17 protein-coding genes are annotated in these 19,761 nt (G+C 54.6%); 2 read left to right on the top strand and 15 right to left on the bottom strand.

What is annotated here, in order from left to right; genetic code table 11:
• Nucleotide 1 precedes the first annotated feature (1 nt).
• Nucleotides 2–817, bottom strand: a complete 816-nt coding sequence (locus tag CSTAT_RS04870; protein WP_075722682.1) for a DeoR/GlpR family DNA-binding transcription regulator — start codon at nt 815–817, stop codon at nt 2–4.
• A gap of 142 nt (nt 818–959) precedes the next feature.
• Between CSTAT_RS04870 and CSTAT_RS04865 the strand changes: the two genes are divergently transcribed.
• Both CSTAT_RS04865 and CSTAT_RS04860 read left to right on the top strand, forming a co-directional pair.
• Nucleotides 960–2,282, top strand: a complete 1,323-nt coding sequence (locus tag CSTAT_RS04865) for an RbtT/DalT/CsbX family MFS transporter (RefSeq protein WP_075722681.1) — start codon at nt 960–962, stop codon at nt 2,280–2,282.
• Nucleotides 2,283–2,288: 6 nt separating this feature from the next.
• Nucleotides 2,289–3,776, top strand: a complete 1,488-nt coding sequence (locus tag CSTAT_RS04860) for a mannitol dehydrogenase family protein (protein WP_075722680.1) — start codon at nt 2,289–2,291, stop codon at nt 3,774–3,776.
• A 17-nt stretch (nt 3,777–3,793) separates the two neighbouring features.
• Here CSTAT_RS04860 and CSTAT_RS04855 read toward each other — a convergent pair whose 3' ends face one another.
• From CSTAT_RS04855 to murD, 14 genes are all read right to left on the bottom strand, one after another.
• Nucleotides 3,794–4,594 carry an EamA family transporter gene (locus CSTAT_RS04855; RefSeq protein ID WP_075723803.1) on the bottom strand — a complete coding sequence of 267 codons (801 nt, stop codon included), beginning with the start codon at nt 4,592–4,594 and terminating at the stop codon, nt 3,794–3,796.
• A gap of 217 nt (nt 4,595–4,811) precedes the next feature.
• Nucleotides 4,812–7,955, bottom strand: coding sequence for an isoleucine--tRNA ligase (ileS, locus tag CSTAT_RS04850; protein WP_075722679.1), 3,144 nt, complete (start codon nt 7,953–7,955; stop codon nt 4,812–4,814).
• Between the two features lie 236 nt (nt 7,956–8,191).
• Nucleotides 8,192–8,350, bottom strand: a complete 159-nt coding sequence (locus CSTAT_RS13585) for a hypothetical protein (protein ID WP_169833255.1) — start codon at nt 8,348–8,350, stop codon at nt 8,192–8,194.
• A 90-nt stretch (nt 8,351–8,440) separates the two neighbouring features.
• Nucleotides 8,441–9,532 carry a DivIVA domain-containing protein gene (locus tag CSTAT_RS04845; protein WP_075722678.1) on the bottom strand — a complete coding sequence of 364 codons (1,092 nt, stop codon included), beginning with the start codon at nt 9,530–9,532 and terminating at the stop codon, nt 8,441–8,443.
• Between the two features lie 220 nt (nt 9,533–9,752).
• Nucleotides 9,753–10,046 (bottom strand): YggT family protein, encoded by a 294-nt coding sequence (locus tag CSTAT_RS04840; RefSeq protein ID WP_066840775.1) that lies wholly within the window; start codon nt 10,044–10,046, stop codon nt 9,753–9,755.
• Nucleotides 10,047–10,134: 88 nt separating this feature from the next.
• Nucleotides 10,135–10,581: a cell division protein SepF gene (locus CSTAT_RS04835; protein ID WP_075722677.1), complete on the bottom strand. Its 447-nt coding sequence runs from the start codon at nt 10,579–10,581 to the stop codon at nt 10,135–10,137.
• A 41-nt stretch (nt 10,582–10,622) separates the two neighbouring features.
• On the bottom strand, nt 10,623–11,339 hold the full coding sequence (locus CSTAT_RS04830; RefSeq protein WP_156845096.1) for a YggS family pyridoxal phosphate-dependent enzyme: 717 nt from the start codon (nt 11,337–11,339) through the stop codon (nt 10,623–10,625).
• Nucleotides 11,336–12,067, bottom strand: a complete 732-nt coding sequence (gene pgeF / locus CSTAT_RS04825; RefSeq protein WP_066793164.1) for a peptidoglycan editing factor PgeF — start codon at nt 12,065–12,067, stop codon at nt 11,336–11,338. Before pgeF ends, CSTAT_RS04830 begins: the two co-directional genes overlap by 4 nt.
• Nucleotides 12,068–12,087: 20 nt before the next feature.
• Nucleotides 12,088–13,332: a cell division protein FtsZ gene (gene ftsZ, locus CSTAT_RS04820; RefSeq protein WP_075722676.1), complete on the bottom strand. Its 1,245-nt coding sequence runs from the start codon at nt 13,330–13,332 to the stop codon at nt 12,088–12,090.
• 185 nt (nt 13,333–13,517) lie between these two features.
• Nucleotides 13,518–14,177 (bottom strand): cell division protein FtsQ/DivIB, encoded by a 660-nt coding sequence (locus CSTAT_RS04815; protein WP_075722675.1) that lies wholly within the window; start codon nt 14,175–14,177, stop codon nt 13,518–13,520.
• Nucleotides 14,178–15,626, bottom strand: a complete 1,449-nt coding sequence (gene murC, locus CSTAT_RS04810; protein WP_075722674.1) for a UDP-N-acetylmuramate--L-alanine ligase — start codon at nt 15,624–15,626, stop codon at nt 14,178–14,180.
• Nucleotides 15,627–16,721 carry an undecaprenyldiphospho-muramoylpentapeptide beta-N-acetylglucosaminyltransferase gene (murG, locus tag CSTAT_RS04805; RefSeq protein ID WP_075722673.1) on the bottom strand — a complete coding sequence of 365 codons (1,095 nt, stop codon included), beginning with the start codon at nt 16,719–16,721 and terminating at the stop codon, nt 15,627–15,629.
• A 9-nt stretch (nt 16,722–16,730) separates the two neighbouring features.
• On the bottom strand, nt 16,731–18,338 hold the full coding sequence (locus tag CSTAT_RS04800; RefSeq protein ID WP_075722672.1) for an FtsW/RodA/SpoVE family cell cycle protein: 1,608 nt from the start codon (nt 18,336–18,338) through the stop codon (nt 16,731–16,733).
• A 2-nt stretch (nt 18,339–18,340) separates the two neighbouring features.
• Nucleotides 18,341–19,747 (bottom strand): UDP-N-acetylmuramoyl-L-alanine--D-glutamate ligase, encoded by a 1,407-nt coding sequence (gene murD / locus CSTAT_RS04795; RefSeq protein ID WP_075722671.1) that lies wholly within the window; start codon nt 19,745–19,747, stop codon nt 18,341–18,343.
• Between the last annotated feature and the right edge of the window lie 14 nt (nt 19,748–19,761).

Genomic DNA, 19,761 nt, shown 5'->3' with positions numbered 1-19,761 from the left:
GCTACTTCAATACCGAAGGTGGCTGCAGCGTCGGAGTGGGCACGGATGTTTCAACAAGGTGAATGGTAGCGCCCGTATTCTTTAAAAGTGCGCGCTGGTCCGCATCTAAGTTGTTATCAATAATGATGTCATCAAATTCGCTCAGTCGCGCCACAAAATGCATGCCGACATTATCGAATTTCGAGGAATCAGACACCAAAATCTTGCGCGTACCTAGACGCACAAAAGCAGATTTGGTAATCGCCGCATCTTCATCCGGGTGATAAATACCGGCCGCATTAATGCACGTGGTCGAGACAATCGACACCGTCGCATTGAGCCTTTCTACCGCGGAGCACGTCGCTTGGCCTAGAAAAGACCCCGTCTCATGGCAAAACCTTCCGCCCGCACCAGTTAACAACACCTGCGGGGCTTGCGCAGATACCTGCTGCATCACCCGCAAGGAATGGGTAATAATCCCCATCGGGCGTGCTTCTAGGACATCTGGGACGCAGTATTCAACCGTGGTGGAATCATCTAAAGCCACGATATCGCCAGCATTAATAAGCGCTGCTACATGCGCAGCGAGTGCCTTTTTCACCGCGATATTAGTTTCACGGCGGGTCACCACATTGGTTTCGGCAAACTCTGGCTCGACAAACTCCGCACCACCGCGCACCCGTTCAATCAGGCCTTCTTCGGCCAACACGTCTAAATCACGGTGGATGGTCATAATGCTGACGCCTAAGCGTTGCGACAGGTCATCTACCCGTGCATGCCCGTGTTCACGCACGGTATTTACAATCTCCGCGCGCCGGGATTCTACGGGGCTAGACATGGATGCACCTTTACTTTCATCACTAGTTCTGTGAATTTTAACATCAATTACGTTATTTATAACATCATTTTGTTAAATCCGTGTTAGTTTTAACAGCATCACGAAATGTGACGGTGTCCTACACTGAAACGGAGTCTATTACATGTCACAGGAACCATTAACCGAAAGACTTGGTATCCCGCGCGCACTCATCTGGGGCTTCATCGGCCTAGCAATCTTCATGATTGGCGATGGTGTCGAAACCAATATCTTAGAACCTTTCCTTTCATCCGAGCACGGCTTTACTGTCTCCCGCGCTGGCCTTTTGGTCACGCTCTATGGCATCGCGGTTGCAATTGCTGCATTCTTCGCCGCTGCGCTATCAGACCTGTGGGGCCCACGCCGCGTGATGGCATTGGGCGCTGGCGTCTGGGTCGTCTTTGAGCTCGCCTTCTTGCTCCTTGCACTGACCAGCAGCTCCACCACCCTGATTTTCCTAAGCTATGGCCTGCGTGGCTTTGGCTATCCACTCTTCGCCTATGGCTTCTTGGTGTGGATTACCGCAGTCTCCCCTGCTGAAAAGCTCGGCACGGCAACCGGCTGGTTCTACGTCGCCTTCTCCGCCGGCCTCCCGACGTTGGGTGCGCTGACCGCGACAGTATCCATGGCGTGGTTTAACTTAAGCTTCTATGAAACCTTGTGGGTCTCCCTCGTGCTGGTGATCATCGGTGCGGTGTGCGCGCTCATCGGTGTCAAAGAACGCATCGGCCGCAAGGCACTGGTTGAAAACCCTGAAGATGTCTCTGAGACTCTCGGTGCTTCTTTCAAGCTGCTCATCAAAGACCGTCGTGCACGTTTTGTGGTCTACATCCGCACCATCAATTCCATTCCCACCTACGCCATGGCGGTCTTCTTTCCTGCCTACTTCACTGAGCGCTTAGAGTGGCCGCTGGCATGGTTTTTGATTCTCACCACCGTCATTTATGCGGTCAACCTGCCCTTTAACCCCTTCTATGGCCGCATCGGCGATAAGTTCGGCTGGTCCAAGACCACCGTGTGGGCCGGCGCCGTATCCTGTGGCGTGACCTTGGCTTTGGTCTATTTCGTCCCCATGCTCTCTGTCGAAATCGGCCTGCCGGATGGCCTCGGCTTTGCCCTGACCTTGGCCTGCGGCGCACTCTTCGGTGTCTCCCTGGCAGGTTTCGTGCCACTTTCCCCCATCGCTGTCTCCCTCAACCCAGAGCGCCCCGGTGCCGCCATGGCTGCCTACAACTTGGGCGTCGGTGGCGCAGTAGCAGCAGGTCCTGCACTCGTTGCCATCTTCTACCCACTCGTTGGCGCAACCGGGCTGATCTTTATCTTCCTCGCGCTTTTCGCCGCCGCCGCATTCATGGCGCACAGCCTGCGCGGTACCCAGCCTGGCTTTGACGGCGTGCCTGCTGTAAAAACCCTTTCTGAAGTTTCTGAAGTATCCAAAGGAGCCTAATTTTTTATGACTACCACTCAACTTTCCCAAGCAAACCTTAATGAGCTCCCAGTTCAGGGCCCAGAATATGACCGCTCGCAGGTCACTGCTGGAGTCGTGCACTTCGGCGTCGGTGGGTTCCACCGTGCGCACCAGGCGTTGTACATCGATAAGCTCATGCTCCAAGGCGAAGCCATGGACTTCGGCATCATCGGCATGGGTGTAATGCCCAGCGATATCCGCATGCGCGACGCACTCAAGTCCCAGGACTTTCTCTACACGCTGACGGAAAAGACTCCCGATGGCCAGCAATCCTCGCGCGTGATTGGCTCCATCATTGATTACCTGTACACCCCGGAAGATCCTGCCAATGCCGTCGCAGTGCTTGCCGATGCTTCCATCAAGATCGTTTCTCTAACCGTTACCGAGGGAGGGTATAACTTTGACCACGTGCGCGGTGAATTCAACTTTGACAACCCACAGGTAGCTGCCGATATCGCTGACTTGAAGGCTGGCAAGACCGATGACCTGCGCACCTTCTATGGCCTTATTACCGCAGGCCTGATCGCCCGGCGCGCTGGAAACACCGTGCCTTTTACCGTGATGTCTTGCGATAATATCCAGGGCAATGGCGAGATGGCACACCGCATGTTCCTAAGCTTTGCTGGTGCAATCGACGCGGAACTTGCCACCTGGATTGATGAGAACGTGCCATTCCCGAATTCCATGGTCGACCGCATTACTCCTGAGACCACCGATGCCGACCGCGAGGACCTTGACTACGTCGATGCCTGGCCTGTGGTCTGTGAGGACTTCACCCAGTGGGTACTAGAGGATAAATTCGCTGCTGGTCGCCCAGCCTTCGACAAGGTTGGCGTGGAACTAGTCCAAGACGTTGTCCCTTATGAGTTGATGAAGCTGCGTTTGCTCAACGCCTCGCACCAGGGCCTATGCTACTTCGGCTACTTGGCTGGTCACCGCTACGTCCACGACGTCATGGCCGATCCACGCTTTGCCGAATTCTTGCTGGCGTACATGGAAGATGAAGGCACTCCTTCCCTGCGCCCACTGCCGGGTGTGGATTTGGATGCCTACCGCCACCAGCTGATCGCACGCTTTGGTAACGCTGCGATTAAAGATACCGTGGCTCGCCTATGTGCGGAATCTTCTGACCGTATCCCGAAGTGGCTCTTGCCCGTGGTGCGTGAAAACCTCGAATCCGGCCAAGCGCCGGTCACCTTGTCGGCAGCGATTGTTGCCTCCTGGGCGCGCTATGCCGAAGGCGTCGATGAGCACGGCGAAGCAATTGCTATCAATGACCGCATGGCCGATCGCCTGAAAGAAAATGCCTCCGGTAACCACGAGGATATCCTGGCATTTCTGCGCGACCGCGAAGTCTTTGGCGACTTAGTCGACAACGAAGAGTTCACCACCGCTTATGCCGATACGCTGCGCAGCCTGCACGAGGTTGGCTCCGAAGCCACCTTGGACAAACTGCTTGCCGCACGCACTTAGTTGCGAACTAATTGCGCTTAGTTACGGCGCAGCGCCACCGCGGCCATGATCAGCACGATGCCGATCATCTCTGCGGGCGTTAGCCACTGTCCCAAAGCTATCGCGCCGATAATGGCTGCGACCACCGGCAAGATAGCTTGCAGCAGGGCAAACAGACTCGGGCCTGCCATGCGCAGGACCACCTGGTCTAAGCCATAAGGGATGGCTGCCGATAAAAGGCCCAGCCCTGCGGCAAGACCAATAATCGTTATTCCCGGAATCCCTGGGTCTTCTGGCCACATCAACCACATCACTGGTAAAGCCAGAAGGCCAGCGTAGCTAAAGCCTACCGCCATGGATTGCCGGGAATTTTCTCGATCTGCGGCAATATGGCTGGAGATGACAATATAGCCGGCCCAAAATAGCCCGGCTGTTAAAGCCCACAGGATGCCGACTGCGTTATCCGACCACGTGGCACCAGAAATCACGAGCACACCGAGGGCTGCAAAAATCAGCGCCACCCAGTCACGCAGAACTCTCGAACCCCACGCCGCCACCACGATGGGCCCTAAAAACTCAATGGCTACCGCGGTGCCCATGGGAATGTGATTCAGCGATTGATAAAAAGACATATTCATCGCCATCGTCATCACGCCATAGATCGCGGCATTACGCCCTGCTACACCCCCGAAGACACGCAGCTTGGGCCGGTATAAAAGCAGCAAAATAACCCCGGCCGCCGCGACGCGAAACCACGCGACGATAAACGGCGAAAAGCTTTCAAAGAGCCCCACCGCCACCGCAGCACCCGCGTACAACGACGCACCGGATATCACCATGACCGCGGGCGCCACGAGACTTACCTGACCCTGACTATTCACATTCGGAATACTACTAGGTAGAAGTTTTGAGCAATCATCTTCGTCACGTTTGCGCTCAGGTCTGCAGATGAAAAAGCCCGTCTCTTCGCCAAGACCTACAAGAGGTTTTGACATAGAGCCGGACTTCAGGTGTGAGCCTCTCATCAAGGCACGACGCGAAGGTTAAGAAATAGCCTTAGTTCTTGGCCACCTTCGCGGTAACGTCTGGGAGAACGTTGTGGGTTTCGCCCTCGAGCGCCTCAGTGGTGACCTCAAAGGAGGTTGCCAAGGTCTCTGCCGCGATGTGGTCTGCGTGACGGGTTGCCCATTCCTTCTTGTCTGTTGGGACAGAAAGGACCACGCTGATGCGGTCGGAGACCTCAAAGCCAGATGCCTTACGGGCATCCTGCAGGCCACGGATAACATCCGCTGCCCAGCCTTCAGCCTCAAGTCCCTCGGTGACCTCGGTATTGAGAACAACCAGGCCATCAAGACCATCGATGCGTGCAGTCGACTTTGGATCCGCTGCCTGCAAGCGCTCGGTGTATTCCTCAGGGCTTAAGGTGATATCACCATCAACAACAACGTTTTCGCCCTCGCGGGTGTAGTTGCCGGCCTTGAGGTTCTTAATCGCACGCTGGACATCCTTGCCCAAACGAGGACCTGCCACCTTAGCGTTGCAGACAACCTCGAAGGTGCCGACGGAGTCGACGTCATCGGTCAAGATAACTTCCTTGACGTTGACCTCATCGCGGATGATGTCCTTGAAGCCTTCGAGCTGGCCAGAATCTGCCACAGCAACAGTCAGAGCTGGAAGTGGCAGACGGTTACGCAGCTTATTGGACTTGCGCACAGAACTTGCAGCAGATGCCACCGCGCGGGTGGTATCCATCGCTTCAACCAGTGCGGCATCCGCTGGGTAGTCTTCTGCCTCCGGGAACGCCGTCAAGTGCACGGAGCGCTCGCCGGTCAGACCACGGTAGATGACCTCCGAGATGTGCGGCAGCAAAGGTGCGACCGCACGGGAGACGGTGTGCAGCACGGTGTAGAGGGTGTTGAATGCCTCTGGGTGAGCTTCCTGGCCTTCCCAGAAACGATCACGGGAACGACGCACGTACCAGTTCGTCAGCGCATCGGCGAACTGGCGTACCTCTTGGGTCGCGGTGGAGATATCAGTGTTCGCCAGTGCCTCATCGACATTCTTTACCAGGTCATGAGTCTTTGCCAGGATGTAGCGATCCAGCACATTCTCAGAGCTGGTATCGAACTTCGCGTCCTCGGAGGCGTACAGGTTCAAGAAGGTGTACGCATTCCAGATTGGCAGCAGTGCTTGGCGCACACCATCACGAATGCCCTGCTCGGTGACAATCAGGTTGCCGCCGCGCAGGATTGGTGAAGACATGAGGAACCAACGCATGGCATCGGAGCCGTCACGGTCAAAGACCTCATTGACGTTCGGGTAGTTGCCCTTGGACTTGGACATCTTCAGGCCATCATCACCAAGCACGATGCCGTGGGCGACAACCTTCTTGAATGCTGGGCGGTCAAAGAGTGCGGTGGACAAAACGTGCAGCAGGTAGAACCAGCCACGGGTCTGACCGATGTACTCCACGATGAAGTCCGATGGCGAGTGGGTATCGAACCATTCTTTGTTCTCGAATGGGTAATGCACCTGCGCAAATGGCATGGAGCCAGAGTCGAACCATACGTCCAAAACGTCAGGAACACGGCGCATCATGGACTTACCAGTTGGGTCATCTGGGTTTGGACGCACTAGCTCGTCGATGTGTGGACGGTGCAAAGACTTTGGACGCTGGCCGAAGTCGCGCTCCAGCTCATCCAAGGAACCGTAAACATCGATGCGTGGGTACTTGTCATCATCAGACATCCACACTGGGATTGGGGAACCCCAGAAACGCGAACGGGAGATGTTCCAGTCGCGCGCGCCTTCGAGCCACTTACCGAACTGGCCATCGCGCACGTGCTCTGGCATCCACTCAATCTCATTGTGGTTGAGCTCCACCATACGGTCACGGACTGCGGAAACTTTCACGAACCATGCTGGCATTGCCTTATAGATCAGAGGCTCACCGGAACGCCAGGAGTGCGGGTAGGAGTGCTCGATGGTGACGTGGCGGATGACGCGGCCCTTGGCCTTGAGATCACGGATGATGTCCTTGTTGGCATCGAATACCAGCTGGCCTTCGTACTCAGGGGTCAGTGAGGTGAACTTGCCGTCGTCATCGACAGGCATGACCAGCTCAATGCCGTACTTCGCGGTGGTTGCCATATCGTCTTCACCAAAGCCAGGAGCCTGGTGAACTACACCGGTGCCGTCTTCGGTGGTGACGTAGTCAGCCAACAGGATCTTGAAGGAATTTGCGTGGTCCTTGAAGTAATCAAAGATTGGTTCATAAGTAATACCTTCGAGTTCCGCACCCTTGAAGGTCTTCATAACCTCATGGTCTTCGCCCAGTTCTTTAGCGTAGGAACCAACGAGAGCCTCTGCCAAAACAAACTTCTGGCCAGTAAATTCGGAGTCACCACCCACGCGTACCAGCGCGTAGTCAACCTCTGGGTGTACAGCCAAAGCCAGATTAGAAGGCAAGGTCCATGGCGTGGTCGTCCAGGCCAGGAATGCGGCATCGGCAAGCTCTTCTGGCGCATTACCGGTAACCGGGAAAGTTACGGTCAGGGTTGGGTCCTGGCGCATCTTGTAGGAGTCATCCAGGCGGGTTTCCTGATTCGACAGTGGAGTGTGCTCAGCCCAGGAATACGGCAGGACGCGGAAGCCCTGGTAGATAAGGCCCTTGTCATAAAGGGTCTTAAACGCCCAGATGACAGATTCCATGTAGTTCGGATCCATCGTCTTGTAGCCGTTTTCGAAATCTACCCAACGAGCCTGGCGGGTAACGTATTCTTCCCACTCATCGGTGTAGCGCAGAACAGAAGAAGCACAGTACTCATTGAACTTTTCCAGACCCATATCGTGGATCTGGCCCTTATCGGTGATTCCGAGCTGCTTTTCTGCTTCTAACTCCGCTGGCAGACCGTGGCAGTCCCAGCCAAAGACGCGCGGTACGTAGTTTCCCGCCATGGTGCGGTAGCGCGGAACGATGTCTTTAACATAACCGGTCAACAGGTGACCATAGTGCGGCAAGCCATTAGCAAAAGGAGGACCATCATAGAAGATATATTCTGGGTTGCCTTTGCTTTGTTCTAATGAGGCTTTAAAAGTGTCATCTTCAGCCCAAAACTTTTGGACCTCAGTTTCCATCTCTGGGAATTTCGAGGAACCACCGGTCAGATCAACCTTGGGATAAACGTGTCCTACGTCCATTAATTAATCCTTCACTTCGTCGATGTGTGTATCCACAGGGACGCACTGTGCGTGCGCGGTACCACCCTGCTTGGGCACTTAAAGCCCCACTTCATTGGTAGTGAAGGATATTTCGGTCCCACCCGTCCGGTTCTAATCAGCACGCAAGCTGTGCTTTTCTTCCGAAATACTCCCCGGTGATAGCCGGATCAATGCATACGCTGCTTAGTTTACACCTAACGTCAAATTCTTCGACGCTAACGCCTGGACTTTTTGTACCAATCCAGGAAAAAGAGCACCAGCCCCGCACCGGCAGCCACAAAGACTAGGGTCAGCGACCATGTTGCCGCGGACAGGATGTAGTTTACAAACGCTATGAACGCAATGAGCGCTAAAACCAATGCTGCAATGAGCACATTAATCTCCTATTAATGAAAACACCCCCGGTGCCACAGCGTTTAAACTGCAGCGCCGAGGGCGTCAGCCAAGGGGCGTCATTGAGCCTTTTAGTTAGCGTCCTTGGAAACGTCACCGTTTGGTGCCGCAGAGCCGCGGGATTCGAGTTCATCCAGCTGGGACTGCAGCAGGGTCTTCAGACGAGTACGGTACTCGCGCTCGTAGGTGCGCAGTTCCGCAATGCGGTTTTCAAGAGCAGTCTGCTGGGTCTTGATGGTAGTCATGACCTCGTTGTGCTTCTTGGTTGCCTCTGCCTCGAGTGCTGCAGCCTTGTCCTCAGCCTGACGGATCTGAGCCTCAGCGCGGGAGTTCGCTTCAGACTCAGTCTGCTTTGCCTTAGCCTCAGCATCCGCAACCAGCTTCTTAGAACGAGCCTCTGCCTCAGACAGCTGGGTGGAAGAACGAGACTCAGCTTCAGCCAGCTGCTTTTCAGCAGCTTCGCGTGCCTCAGTCAGCATGGAATCAGATTCCGCGCGTGCCTCGTTGGAGAGACGGTCCGCCATGTCTTGAGCCATGCCCAAGATGCGGGCTGCCTGCATGTGGGTCTCTGGGGTTGCAGCACCAGTGGTGCCAGCAGCCGCACCTGCTGCAGCGCCGGTTGCGGCGGCAGCTGCTGGTGCAGCAGCGGAGGAGGACTTCGACGCCTTGAGCGTGGAGTTTTCCTTCTTCGCAGCTTCCAGTTCCTTCTTAGCTGCTTCCAGCTCCTGACGAACCTTATCGGTCTCATCCTGAGCTGCCTTAATCTCAGCGGTGTTATCAGCTGCGGCTGGAGCAGCAGCTGCTGCAGGCTTCGCGGACTTAGCCTTTTCAGCTTCAGCCTTAGCCTTGGATGCTTCATCCTTGGCCTTGTTGGCTTCTGCCTTAGCGTCAGCCAGTTTCTTTTCGTATTCTGCGCGAAGTTCGGACTCTACGGACTTGCGTACAGCAGCCTCATCTACAGCAGGTGCAGCGCCAGCGGCCTTTGTAGAACCAGAACCACCCTCGAGCTGCTTTTGCAGTTCGTAGTTCTCATCCTGGAGCTGGGCTAAAGCATCCTCAACGAGATCGAGGAACTGATCAACCTCGTCTTCGTTGTAGCCACGCTTGCCAATCGGCGGCTTGCTGAATGCGACATTGTGTACGTCAGCGGGTGACAGTGGCATGGACTTCTCTTCCCCTTCAAGTCGTTCGAACTCCGGTGACCCGAAGTACTTCGTTCTCTTTCACCTTAATGGACATTATCCCTTAGGACATTGTCATCACGGCCAAAAAAGTTCAATTAATGTACGTTTTCTCTAAATCTAAACTACTAGGTTACCTAAATCTAGTTAAAACATCTGTGTTTCTACGCGTTTCTTCAGGATTGTGGCATCTATGTTGCCACTAGCCAATGAAAACGCCGCGCACAATAAGTTGCAAAAGCTGCAAAATAATGAACAAAACTAACACAGACAAATCGAGTGCGACACCACCCATCTGCATGGGAGGCACAATCCTTCGCAACGCCTTGACCGGCGGGTCTGTTATTACAAACAGTGGTTCTGCAATAACCATAAACCAGCGCGGTGGATTAAATTGGCGTGAGAAGGACTGAATCATCTCGATAATGATGCGGACGATCAGCACTAAGGTATAAAGCCTTAGCAGCGCGAGCAGAATAATTCCGAATGCAGTCACGCTTCAACCCTATCAGCAGTAGTTAAAACCCACACAACCCCACCTTTTGGGGTGGGGTTAGCATCTCTATCAAGGACTTGGTTTGGTTTTAGCGAAGACCAGCGACGTCTTCGAGCTCCACCGTCGGGATAACAGCGTCCTCAGGAACAATCGCGAACACGCGACGGTCGGTATCCATATCGCGCGTTAGGTTCAGCATCTTCCCGCGCAGACCAAAGCACAGGCCAGCTGCGAAGTCGATGAAGCGCTTAGCTACATCGAAGTCAGCGTCAGTTACCTCAAAGACGACTGCATCGCCATCGCGGAATGGTTCACCAATCTTCTGCGCCTGGTTGAAGGCCACAACGGTGACAGCAACGATGGTTGGTTCGTACTCAGGCTCAGCAATGGTGTGAGCATATGCCGATGGACGAGGCGTGTATGCAGCAGAACCCTGGGTTTCGTAGCGTGGTTCGTCGACGTAGTAAGCGTCGTCTACGCCAGCCTCAGGCTCAGCGAGGCCAAAAAATTCTTTGGTCTTTACCAGAAAAGACATTCATTACTCCCTTTGAGATGCCGGGTATTTATCGTTGCCATTTAACCTAATGGCCGTGCCCCCATTATTCCGGTTCCGACACGCACGATATCTGTACCGGATGCAATTGCATCGGCTAAATCTGCGCTCATTCCCGCGGATAGTAACAATGGGCGTTTAAGCTGCTCACCCAGCCTGTCGGTGAGCTCACGGACCGAGGTAAATACTTGCTTAGCATCCGATTCTAGCGGCGGAACGACCATCAATCCGCGAAGTTCTAAGTTTGGCAAATCTTCAATGATTTGCGCTAATTCTTCTACCCCTTCAGGGGCTACTCCCCCACGTGCGGTATCTCCGTCATGAGAGACCTGGATAAAAACCGGGAGGATATCGCGCTGCGCGTTGTCTACCCCACGGTTGAGAGCGACCGCAAGCTTTTCTGTATCTACAGAATGTACGGAGTGAGCCCAGCGGGCCACATGGTTCGCCTTTTTCGTCTGTACTTGGCCTATCATGTGAAAACGCATATCAGGAAGCTCTTCGGCTTTCGCTCGCGCTTCTTGTTCGCGGTTTTCTGCGACATCCGTAATTCCCAGTTCCGCAAGCAACGCAATATCTGCGGCTGGATGAAACTTCGTCACTGGGAGCAATTCCGGCACGTCAGTGCGTCCGGCTTCCTGAGCGAGTTTTTCAATCAGCGCGCGGGTTTCTTTAAGTCCTGCGGCTAGCTCGTCACGGCGGTTATCAGCATTGTGCACGTCGTTGGAGCTGGTGGTCATTTATTTTCCTCCTCGAGCCAAATGAGGCCCGCTTGTCGGCCGGTTTTTCCTTCCCGGCGGTATGAAAAGAAATCGGTGTCTTCAATGGTGCACCGGGGATCCGCCTCAATTGCGGTAACGCCTTTGCTCATCAGTTGGCGAATCAGGCCTGCGCGGACGTCTACTCCCCAGGTTCCTTTGGCAGTACGGGTCTTTGAACCCGGCAGGTGGGCTTCTACATCATTAGCCATATCTTCGGGTACTTCATAATTGCGTCCCGAGGCCGCTGGTCCCAAAAGCACTTGGATATTGGAAGGTGTTGCGCCGAGTTCCACCATTTTGTCAATCGTATTGGCGATAATCCCATTGCGCGCCCCCATGCGACCTGCGTGCGCTGCTGCAACTACTTTGGCCTTGGAATCAGCAAGAAGAACCGGGACACAGTCTGCAACAAGCACTCCGAGTCCGAGACGTGGTGTCGTAGTCACTATGGCATCGGTTGCCTCGACTGGGACCGGGGTATCTTTATCCACCACAGTCACCGTGTTGGTGTGGAGCTGTTCCATCCACACGATGTCATCAACTCCGGTGACTGTAACTAAGCGTTGACGGTTTGCGGCTACCGCTTCGGGGTCATCGCCAACATGATCGCCTAGGTTAAAAGACTGATATGGCGATGCCGAAGCCCCGCCGGCACGGGTGGTAAACACCATGCGGACGGGGCGGAAGATTTCCTCATTAACTGGCATGTAACCAGACTAGCGCGTTCTTAGCGCATGAAGTCAGGCACATCCAGATCATCGCCACCAGCGCGACGACGATCACGTTCTGGCTCACGCTCGCGACCATAGTCACGGTCACGGCCACGCTCATCTTCGCGGCTGGTGAACAGGCCAGCACCAGATGGGCGGGAGTGGCGTGGTTCGTAGCGTGGCGCCTCGCGCACAGGCTCAGCCTGTGGCTCTGGGATATCGCGATTATCAAACAACGAGCCCGGGCGAGATTCCAGCTTTGGCTCTTCCTTTTCCTGGACAACAGCCTTCTTGTTATTTACGCCCTGCAGGTTAGCCTCAGCGTCGAAGCCCGTAGCAATGATGGTCACGCGGACTTCATCGCCCAAATTGTCGTCGATGATGGTACCGAAGATCAGGTTGACGTCTTCGTCAGCCTTTTCCTGAACCATGATCGCTGCCTGGTTAACTTCCTGCAGACCCAAATCGGAACCACCGGCAACGGAAAGCAGAACGCCCTTGGCGCCTTCCATGCTGGATTCCAGCAGTGGAGAATTAATAGCTTGTTCTGCAGACTGCATCACGCGGTCATCACCGCGTGCCGAGCCTACGCCCATCAATGCAGAACCAGCATCAGACATAACCGAGCGCACGTCGGCAAAGTCGACGTTGATCATGCCTGGGATAAGAATCAGGTCGGAAATACCCTGGACACCATTGTGCAGCACCTCATCGGCGGCACGGAAGGCTTCCATCATCGACAAGTTTTCATCACCAAGCTGCAGCAGGCGATCATTCGGAATAACAATGAGGGTGTCACATACCTCACGCAAAGCCTCGATGCCCTCGAGTGCCTGGCGGGTACGGCGGTTACCTTCAAAGCGGAAAGGCTTGGTAACAACACCGACGGTCAAAGAGCCCTGCTTCTTAGCAATCGATGCAACTACCGGAGCCGCACCAGTACCGGTGCCGCCGCCCTCACCTGCGGTAACGAAGACGAGGTCTGCGCCGGCGAGTGCATCTTCGATTTCGGACTTGTGGTCTTCAGCAGAGGTACGACCTACCTCTGGGTTTGCTCCTGCGCCTAGGCCGCGGGTCAGCTCGCGTCCAATGTCGAGCTTTACATCAGCATCAGAAAAGAGCAGAGCCTGGGAGTCAGTGTTAATAGCAATGAACTGAACGCCCTTCAGGCCCTCTTCAATCATGCGGTTAACGGCGTTTACTCCGCCACCACCGACACCGACAACCTTGATGTCCGCGAGATTATTACTTGGAGTGGTCATTAGAGGCGCTAGCACCTTTCGTTCGTGGAATTTCTGGTCCGTCAATGAGGAAATCGACGCGTTGTTTCCATCATTGACGAGACCGCTGTAATTTTCGGGTTCATTTCGCCGCGTGTCGCTACCCTCAACCTTGGGTTTAGAGTTGTTGACATGCGGTTTTGCTCGCCCCCTAGCATACGGGGATATCAGGGTCGGCTGACAAGTGAGGGGTTAGAAATATTCCAATTATCGCCCTCCATCTGCAAAACCGTAGCTAGTGCGCGTGCCTTATTTTCATTGTCTTCGTTCGCACCCCAGGTAATCGTTCGTCCATCATCCATGTGCACACGCATCACATAAGGTTCAACGACATCTAAACGTTCAATTTGAGTACGCAGTTCCGTGGGGATTGCCGCAAGAACTTCAACCGGGTCCGACAAAGTTTCCGAGTCCCATTCGCCGGTGATCTCTACTGCTTCTGCCGGTGGCTGGTCGATGATAAATTCGCGACCTTTGGTATCGATGAGATGCGGGCCATCGTCAGCATTGACATAGGCTGCGACGACTCGCTCTTCTACTTCGACGACCAAAGTATTGGGCAGACTGCGACCCACGGTAGCTTTATCTACCCACGGCAAGTCCGACACTTTCAACGCTGTGTCGTGTGCATTCACGCGCAACAAATTAGCCCCGTCGGGTACACCTGCAGCTTCTTCAATCTGCTCAACGGTCGAGTGCTCATTGCCAGTTATCTCAACATTGGTGACACTAAAAATCGGCAGCAAATACACCGCCAGTCCGATAACAACGCTAAGTGCAACTAGACCACCGATGATTGCGGCAATGAGCTTGGAGGAAATTTTCATCTAACCCTGGATCTCCTCCAAGATTTCGGCTGCGAGCAAGGTTACTGATCCAGCACCCATGGTCAGCACAAGGTCATTGCTATTGGTCATCTCTGCCACAGTATGGCGGGCAGATGAGAAATCTGGCTCGTACGTGACATCGACATCATCAGCCATTTCATCGCTAATGATCCGCGAAGAAATCCCTTCGACCGGCTTTTCCCGGGCACCGAAGATATCCAACAACACCACTGCATCGGCAAGCGAAAGTGCTTGGCCAAACTCTTTAGCGAACTCAATCGTGCGGGAGTAAAGATGCGGCTGGAAGCACACTACAACCTTGCCGCCTAGCCCCTCTGCTGCAACCTTATCGCGCGCTGCCTTGAGCACTGCTGCCACCTCAGTCGGGTGGTGCGCATAATCGTCGTAAACGCGGATATTGTCACCGCCGGTGCCGCGGTATTCAAAGCGCCGGCGCACACCCGTGAAATCGCTTAACCCCTCAGCCAAAAGCCCAACCTTGGCGCCAGCGATCTCGCCGGCAACTAAGGCGGCAGTGGAATTTAGCACCATGTGGTGTCCAGGAATCTGTAGTTCATAGGTCACCTGGGCTTCAGGAGATTCATTAAACGGAAGTTTTACGGTAACTGTCGTTGCCTTTTGCCCTACTTCTTCAGCCAAAATTTCAGCACCGACAGGAATCTCGGCATACTTCTGTACCGCTGCCGAGCCACCGTAGCCCAAGACGCGCACGCCGCGCTCGAGAGCACGAAGGCCCAACTCCGCTGCATGATCATCTTCAAGGCAGACAATAAGCGTACCCGTATCCGTAATGCGTCCCACGAAATCATCGAAGACCTGGAAATAGGCCTCTGCGGAGCCGAAATAGTCCAAGTGATCCGGTTCAATATTGGTGATGACTGCAATATCTGGGGAATAGCGCAATAGCGAAGCATCGGATTCATCCGCTTCAGCTACAAAAATGGCATCTTTGCCGTGGTGCGCATTCGTACCCGCGCGGTTGAGCTGACCACCAATAGCAAAGGAAGCATCCTTGCCCGCGGCCTGCAATGCTGAGACCACCATCGAGGTAGTCGATGTCTTACCGTGGGTACCGGCAAGGAGTACCTGGGTGCGATCCTGCATCAATTCTGCGAGCAAGTCCGAACGGCGAATCACTGGAATCTGTGCTTCGTGCGCCGCGACCAACTCTGGATTGTCCTTCGGAATCGCAGCAAATGATGTCACCACGACAGTCGGCTTTTCCGCCAGCTGTGAAAGATTTTCCGTCTTGTGCCCAATGGCAATCTTGGCGCCCATGGTGCGCAGTACTTCCACCGGGGTGGAGTCTTTGACATCGGAACCAGAAACTTCCATGCCGCGGGAAAGCAAAATACGAGCGAGCCCAGACATGCCGGAGCCGCCGATGCCGATCATGTGAACACGTGAGAGATCAATTGGGGTAGTCACCTAGTTGGATTCCTTTTCTTGTTCTTTTCTAACATCAGCAGCAATACGATCCGCAAGCATTTTGGATACATCTCCGGCGCCACTGTCTTGTGCAGCAGCGACCATCTCCTCGCGCCGTTGAGGGTTATCTGCGATAGCTACTACTTCTTCAACCAACCTTTGCCCGGTCAGATCAGAATCTTTAATCATAATGGCGCCACCCGCTTCAACCACATGTTGGGAGTTAAGCGCCTGTTCCCCATTGCCGTGCGGCAGTGGAACATAGATTGCAGGTAATCCGGCAGCGGTAATCTCCGCTACCGTCATCGCACCGGAGCGGCACACAGTCAGGTCAGCAACCGCTAAGGCCGCAGCCATATCTTCGATATATGGAACCGGAACATAGCCATCTTGGGCCTGTGGTGCTTCATTACGCGGGCCATAAGCGTGGAGAACCTGAACATGTTCAACAAGTTCGGGCAATGCTGCTTTCACCGCTGCGTTAATTGAGGCAGCACCTTGGGAGCCACCGGTAATCAACAGCACCTGTTTGGAGTCATCAAAACCCCACTGTTGCCGGCCGCGCGCAGCGGCTGCACCGTCTGGGTCTTTTCCGATTTCGGCGCGAATAGGAACGCCGACGACATCACCCGGCATGCCGGAATTGGCCGCAGCGTTAAAACCAACGCCACCTAGTTTGACGCCTAACTTATTTGCCATGCCTGCTAGTGCATTGGTTTCGTGGATATAGAATGGCAATCCCTTGGTCTTTGCCGCGATATAAGCAGGCGCTGCAACGTAACCACCAGTGCCAAATACTGCTTGCGCGTTGACATCTTTTAACACCGCGCGGGTTTGCAGCACCGCTTTGATAAGACGATATGGCAGTTTTACAAGGTCCACGCTGGGCTTGCGCGGAATTGGCACTGGCAAGATCATGCGCAGGTCAACACCACGGGCGGGGACGATCTCCCCTTCTAGCCCCTTCTTAGTTCCCAGCGCAGTAATGCGTGCACCATGGTAGGTCTTTAATGCTTCGCCTACTGCAAGGGCTGGTTCAATGTGGCCAGCAGTGCCCCCACCTGCAATAACGACCGATAATTCAGCGTTGTTCATAGGTTTAGCCTACCTTTTCTCACGTGGGCGACGATTATCGGTCACTGCTTGTCCAAAGCGCTTTTCCCGCTCAGCATCGCGTGCCCTGCGGGTATCTCCACGTCGGCCCTCCGTGTAGCGAACATTATCGCGATTATAACCGGCGCGTCGTCCATCTACCCGATGCTGCTCGGTGCCATCGGCTGCTGCTCGGCGGTTGTGGCTACGTTGTAGAACTTCGCGTTCGGTGTTGCGTCCTGCCCCCGTTTCACTGGCGCGCTCTGCTGTTAATTGCGCAGTGGTTCGGCTTGCCGCGCGACGGCTTGCGGCACCATGGCGTCCTGGTTTTGCGGCCCCGTCAATGGGATCCGGCTCTGGAATATTAAAGATGCGGTCAAAAAGTGGCCGGCCATAGTTTTGCATCGCCGAGATTTGCATTGGCTCATGCCTGGCTACATTTGCCAACAAGCCCATCGACGCAATGGTGATAATCGCTGAAGTACCACCTGCAGAAATCATCGGCAGCTGCACACCGGTCATCGGCAACAGCCCAACTACATAGCCGATGTTAAAGAAGGCCTGGCCAACCACACCTGCCGTCAGTGTGGCGGCCATGAGTGCCTGGAATTGGCTCTGTGCCCGCAGTGCCGTCCGAATTCCGAAGAAGCCAAGCAAAGCGAAAAGCAAGATGACTAACGCGCCGCCCAACAGGCCGAGCTCTTCGCCCACGATGGCGAAGATGTAGTCATTTTTAGCTTCGGGGAGGTAGAACCATTTCGCACGCGATTGGCCAATACCGACGCCTGTTAAGCCACCGTCTGCCAAGGAGAGATAACCCTGGTAGGACTGAAAACCTGTGCCTTGGGTATCAAGAAAGTTTCCGCGTAGGGCATCGAAGTAAGTGTGGAAACGGTGCGAGCGGAAGCCGCCGCCAACAAACAGTGCAATGGTGGCTACAACGCCGAGAGCACCAATTAAAGCGATGGCGATCCAGTTAACGCCGGCGAAAAACAACGTGAAAATAACCACGACGGCAAATGATGCTGCCATGCCGACGTCACCTTGGGCCATGATCAGACCCATCATGGCCGCTGCGATCAGCGAGTACAAGGTGAAAGGGTCTTTAAGGCCAAAGCCTTTATGCACTTTATCGGCCAAAGCTGTCGCGCCGTAAAGGCCAATAGCTACGCGGGCAAGCTCTGAAGGTTGGATACTAGCTGGACCAATAATGATCCAGGACTGCGAACCGACTTCTTCACGTCCGGTACCAATACCAGGAATCAGCACGGCAATGAGCAAGACAAAGGATAAGAGCAATACCCACGGCACCAGCTTGCGCACCAACGATGGGCGCAGGCGCAGTGCTAGCCAAAACATGAACAGCCCCAGGCACACCATCAAAGTTTGGCGGATTGCATCAGCCCACACGCCGGTGGACTGGACATAAGAGGTCGCCATCGAGGAAGAAAATACCATGATGACACCGATGCCAATGAGCAGAAAGATAATTATGCGCAGCATCAAATAATCTAAGCCGGCGCGCGAGTCAAGATATTCTTTAATGCCAGCTAACCAGCCCTGTTTTGCTTTCGGCCGCGGGGCATTTCCCATGGGTGCAACTGGCTTTGTGGCCGTCATGGTTAAAGCTCCTCGCGTTGAGAAAGGGTTTTTGCAAAGTGGGCAAAAAGGTCGCCACGTTCGCTCATTCCGGAATACATATCCAACGATGCCGCAGCTGGTGCCAAAAGCACGGTATCTCCAGCCCCGGCGTGTTGGATAGCAGCAGCCACAACCTGGTGCATGGCTTCCTCACCATCGGTGTCTTCAATGACCTCAACGGCAATTTCTGGCGCGTGTTCTTTCAAAGCGCGGGCTAGGATGTCGCGGTCTTGGCCAAGCAGTACCACGGCTTTCATTTGTTTATGATGCGCGGCTATAAGCTCATCGACCTCAGCGCCCTTCAGCTGTCCACCGGCTACCCAAATGACATTGGCTAGCCCTGCTAAAGCTGCATCGGCAGCATGCGGGTTGGTGGCTTTGGAATTATCAATAAACTTAATGCCAGCTGCTTTATGCACTACTTCCCCGCGGTGGGCATCCACACGATAAGAAGCTAGGCCCGCGCTAATCGCCTGCGCACTAGCGCCAGCCGCATGCGCAACAGCTGCAGCAGCACACGCGTCTAAAACACCAGCTATACCCGCCGGTTCGATTCCTTCGGCGCTAGCTAAAACCTGCGGTGGGTTGCCCACCACGATTTCGGAGTTGATTACTCCTACCCCGCCATCTTGCGGTATACCTGCACTAAAGCTGGTGACTACCCCACTCGGGCGAATATTGATTGCAGAGTCCACCACGCGCGGATCATCCTTGCCGACAACGGCAACCTTGCCTAACAATGCCTTGGCCTTATCCAGGGCATAAGCCTCGAAGCTGCCGTGCCAATCAATGTGGTCTTCCGCCAGGTTCAACACGGTGCCCACATCAGGGCGCAAAGTATTAGACCAGTGCAGCTGGAAAGAAGATAGCTCGACGCACAAAATATCTACCCGCGGCTGCGCTGCTAGCGCAGTAAATAGGGATACACCAATATTGCCGGCAGCTGCGGCGCGCAGACCGGACTCTGCTTCATTGGCCTGCATCATCGCAGCCAGCATGCCGGTGGTAGTGGTCTTGCCATTAGTGCCAGTAACTACCAGCCATGTGCGTGGGGGCCCAAAGACTTCAGCGCGGTCAAGGCGCCAAGCTAGTTCGACATCGCCAATAACTTCAATGTGTGCCGCGGCTGCTTGTTGGAGAAGCTGCGAATCAGGACGCCAGCCAGGAGAAGTCACCACCATGTCATAGTCTGATGCGGAAAAGTCCACATCTGCTGGATCAATGGTCTTGACCTCGAGTGCGGAAGCTAGTTCCTCACGGGTGTGTGCATTGCCATCAGCTACGGTCACATCTGTGCCGAGTTCACGCAGGATAGCGGCACATCCGCGCCCAGATACCCCACCACCGGCGACCAAGACGACTCGTGGCAGCTTCAGTGTGGAAGTCATAAGCTAATAGCCTT

Origin of the sequence: Corynebacterium stationis (assembly GCF_001941345.1) — a bacterium.
In the GTDB taxonomy this organism is placed as follows: domain Bacteria; phylum Actinomycetota; class Actinomycetes; order Mycobacteriales; family Mycobacteriaceae; genus Corynebacterium; species Corynebacterium stationis.
This window is presented reverse-complemented; position numbering and strand designations above follow the sequence as displayed.